The 2,708-nt window shown below is 40.3% G+C and carries 5 protein-coding genes; all 5 read right to left on the bottom strand.

Features of this window, described 5'->3' with window-relative positions:
* Positions 1–114: 114 nt before the first annotated feature.
* Positions 115–1,149 (bottom strand): protein rep, encoded by a 1,035-nt coding sequence (locus FTT76_RS17390; protein WP_180190657.1) that lies wholly within the window; start codon positions 1,147–1,149, stop codon positions 115–117.
* Positions 1,150–1,233: 84 nt separating this feature from the next.
* The gene (locus tag FTT76_RS17385) at positions 1,234–1,527 is read right to left on the bottom strand and encodes a hypothetical protein (protein ID WP_180190656.1); all 294 of its coding nucleotides are present in this window, start codon (positions 1,525–1,527) and stop codon (positions 1,234–1,236) included.
* A complete protein-coding gene (locus FTT76_RS17380) occupies positions 1,520–1,672 on the bottom strand; it encodes a hypothetical protein (RefSeq protein ID WP_180190655.1) in 153 nt (50 codons plus the stop codon). Before FTT76_RS17380 ends, FTT76_RS17385 begins: the two co-directional genes overlap by 8 nt.
* The gene (locus tag FTT76_RS17375) at positions 1,672–2,058 is read right to left on the bottom strand and encodes a hypothetical protein (protein ID WP_180190654.1); all 387 of its coding nucleotides are present in this window, start codon (positions 2,056–2,058) and stop codon (positions 1,672–1,674) included. The genes FTT76_RS17380 and FTT76_RS17375 overlap by 1 nt, the downstream gene beginning before the upstream one ends.
* A gap of 213 nt (positions 2,059–2,271) precedes the next feature.
* Entirely contained in the window at positions 2,272–2,457 is a 186-nt protein-coding gene (locus tag FTT76_RS17370; RefSeq protein ID WP_180190653.1) for a hypothetical protein, read from the bottom strand.
* Positions 2,458–2,708 lie beyond the last annotated feature (251 nt).

Below are 2,708 nucleotides of genomic sequence, written 5' to 3'. Positions count from 1 at the left end.
TTATACGATTGTCATGTGGTGATGCGCGTTCACGGAACGCCACACCACAGACAACCGATTGACGTATCGCCTTCACAAGTCATTCGGGCGTCGGGCCTCGTCGAAGCTCCTCGTTCATCCTTCCTCATTCCTTTTGTTTGGCTTTACGTCTTTTGTTATTTCTAAGTTGTAATACGATCTTTCACCGAATACAAAACGATAGAGCAGCTCCAAATATGGAAGCTCCTCTTTTGGCATATCATCTGTAGCTTTTTCAGGGATTTTCACACCATGCATAGAGCCGAATGAACCTGTAAGCCTTTTGCCCTTAAGGGTCAAAAATGCTTGAAAGGTTTTCTCAGTGGATAGATCGCTAAACTTAAGAGCGTATTTGCAGACTTCAGCTACAGCCTTGCTATAACCTTCCTCTTTGGTTTTTCTAACCCTACGAACATCGACAATGTATGAATCAAGGGTGATATCGTGCCAAGTTTCTGCTAGTTCTTCCTGGTCAATCCAATCATTCAATAATGCGAAAATATGGATATGCGGATGCCATTGATTGGTCTTGTTGTTGAAGGTGTATTCAGTCGTATAAAAACCGCCATCAATTTTACAAAATTGATTAAACCCCCAACCTTTTTTCTTATAATCCCTATAACGCTGTAAAAGCGTCCTAAATGAACGTGTAAGGTGCTCAAAGCGTTCCTGTAGGTCATCCCCGTTCTTAACGGTCAAAGTGATCAATACGGGCTTTAGCTTGCGATTCTGACGCATTATTTCTTCGATGCGTTGAATATACCGATTCATTGAACGGGCAGCACGAATACCAGCGCACATTGGGCACAGCAAATGCTGTCCGCATACGTGGAATTTTTCGAGCTTGATTTGATCTATCGTGTAGTAATTACGGAACAGCAGAAATTGACCGCATCCCTTTAATTTGGTTGCAGCCTTTAGAGCTTTATTGGATGTTTCATTTTCACCTTCAGATTTGAAGTCGACCTGTGTCCACAAATATTGTTCTTGTAGTTTCGATCTATGTTTCAAAAGCCCAAAACGTGATATTCTATCCCTGTGTTGATCTGCATTAGCAGATTGCAAAGCCTGTATTTCATCGACCGCCAAATCGTCCGAAATATGGGCTTTTTTATTGTCTTTTTTAAGCAATTTTCATCCCCACTTTAGTTAATAGTATCAAGAGAAAGAAAAAACAGCGAGAAGCTTCGCTAACTCACTGTTTTTTTTCGTGTTTCACATTTGGTCTGCTAGAATCGGTTTTGCACCTTTAGCAACATAAAAAATTACATTACGACCGCTTGCCATTGCACCAACAGCAATACAAATTTTCTTATTTAGGAAGTCTTTAAAGTCCTGATAGTTCTCTACGGATAACGTAAAAAGTTCATTTTTAACGTCACCGTTTGGCAGATCCATTGCACCTAAAATTTGTACTTTGTCACGATCTTCAAACTGATCACCAGTTTTCTTATTTTGTCCGCCTTGTTGGGTAAAGACGTTTAATAATGTTCCTTCTAATTTAATCATCTGATAACTCCAAAATTTTTAATCGGCCATCTTGTTTAAAGATTTTGATGGTTGTTAGGCTTCGGTTGTCTTTCATATGTTCTTGAATGATGTAGGCGAAAAGGTCTTTCGCCTGTTCTAAATGTTCTTTAGGCATCTCAGTCATTAGGTATTCACCAAATGATCTACAACCAAACGATTTACGTATTCTTTCGCTTGTTCTGAAACGTCACTGTGTTCAGTTAGATTTTCAATGTCATGAATGATTTGCTGAACATCTGAAACATCGGGATTGTGAAAAACAGAGTTATAACCAGTAGAGTATTCAGCGAATGCCTGACCCAAATATTGATTGATGAGCTTTAAAACCAATGCATTGCGAGTCATTCCAAAATGACCAGCAAGAAGGTCTAAACCTTCAATAACGTGAGTAGGCGCTTTAGTTGTAAAAGGTTTGATTTCAGAAGAAACAGCAGATGCGCTGTCTTGTTCATGAGCGTTAATTTCAGCTTCAGCTTTTGCAAGTCCCATAGTACCGAATGATTGACACATAGATTATTCCTCAAATTATGGTGCATATTTTATATTCGTAATACGAATAATAATACACTTAGAATCTTTGTCAAATTATCTTTGCGTCGCCACCCGTTCGGGATGGCTAAAAACTCCCGCTTGGAAATCCAAGGGGAGCTTGTAATCAGGGAAGGAAGGTTTTGAAATTCAGATGGTGTCAGTTCGCAGGCACTCCGCCTGCTCTGTTAATAACTACAAATTATTTCGTGCAAAAATCAAAGATTCAATGTAAACAACATATTGATCAGCAGTGATAATAGAAAGTTCAAGCGCTAACTTAGCAGCACCCTGAGCACGACCAAAATGCAAATCTGATTTATCTAAGCGATATTGCTCAAGAGCAGAATCCATGACTTTATAAACTTTTTCTGTATTCATTAAATGATTTCCTCAGTTGTTGGTGGGAGCACTGCCGTTGGATGAAATCCAATGGCTAAGTGCGCCCTTTGGGGTCTAAGGGGTCGAACCCCTTACAAGTCCTGTATATACAGGTAGGCTTGCTTTATACGATTGTCATGTGGTGATGCGCGTTCACGGAACGCCACACCACAGACAACCGATTGACGTATCGCCTTCACAAGTCATTCGGGCGTCGGGCCTCGTCGAAGCTCCTCGTTCATCCTTCCTCA

Source organism: Acinetobacter sp. YH01009, assembly GCF_013420765.1.
Lineage (GTDB): Bacteria > Pseudomonadota > Gammaproteobacteria > Pseudomonadales > Moraxellaceae > Acinetobacter > Acinetobacter amyesii.
The sequence above is the reverse complement of the archived record's forward strand: the minus strand, read 5'-3'. Positions and strand labels throughout refer to the sequence as shown.

What these genes read in the sequence shown, in the direction of transcription:
- FTT76_RS17380 (WP_180190655.1), bottom strand. Translation starts at nt 1,672, where the DNA reads ATGACTGAGATGCCTAAAGAACATTTAGAACAGGCGAAAGACCTTTTC.
- FTT76_RS17370 (WP_180190653.1), bottom strand. Translation starts at nt 2,457, where the DNA reads ATGAATACAGAAAAAGTTTATAAAGTCATGGATTCTGCTCTTGAGCAA.
- FTT76_RS17385 (WP_180190656.1), bottom strand. Translation starts at nt 1,527, where the DNA reads ATGATTAAATTAGAAGGAACATTATTAAACGTCTTTACCCAACAAGGC.
- FTT76_RS17375 (WP_180190654.1), bottom strand. Translation starts at nt 2,058, where the DNA reads ATGTGTCAATCATTCGGTACTATGGGACTTGCAAAAGCTGAAGCTGAA.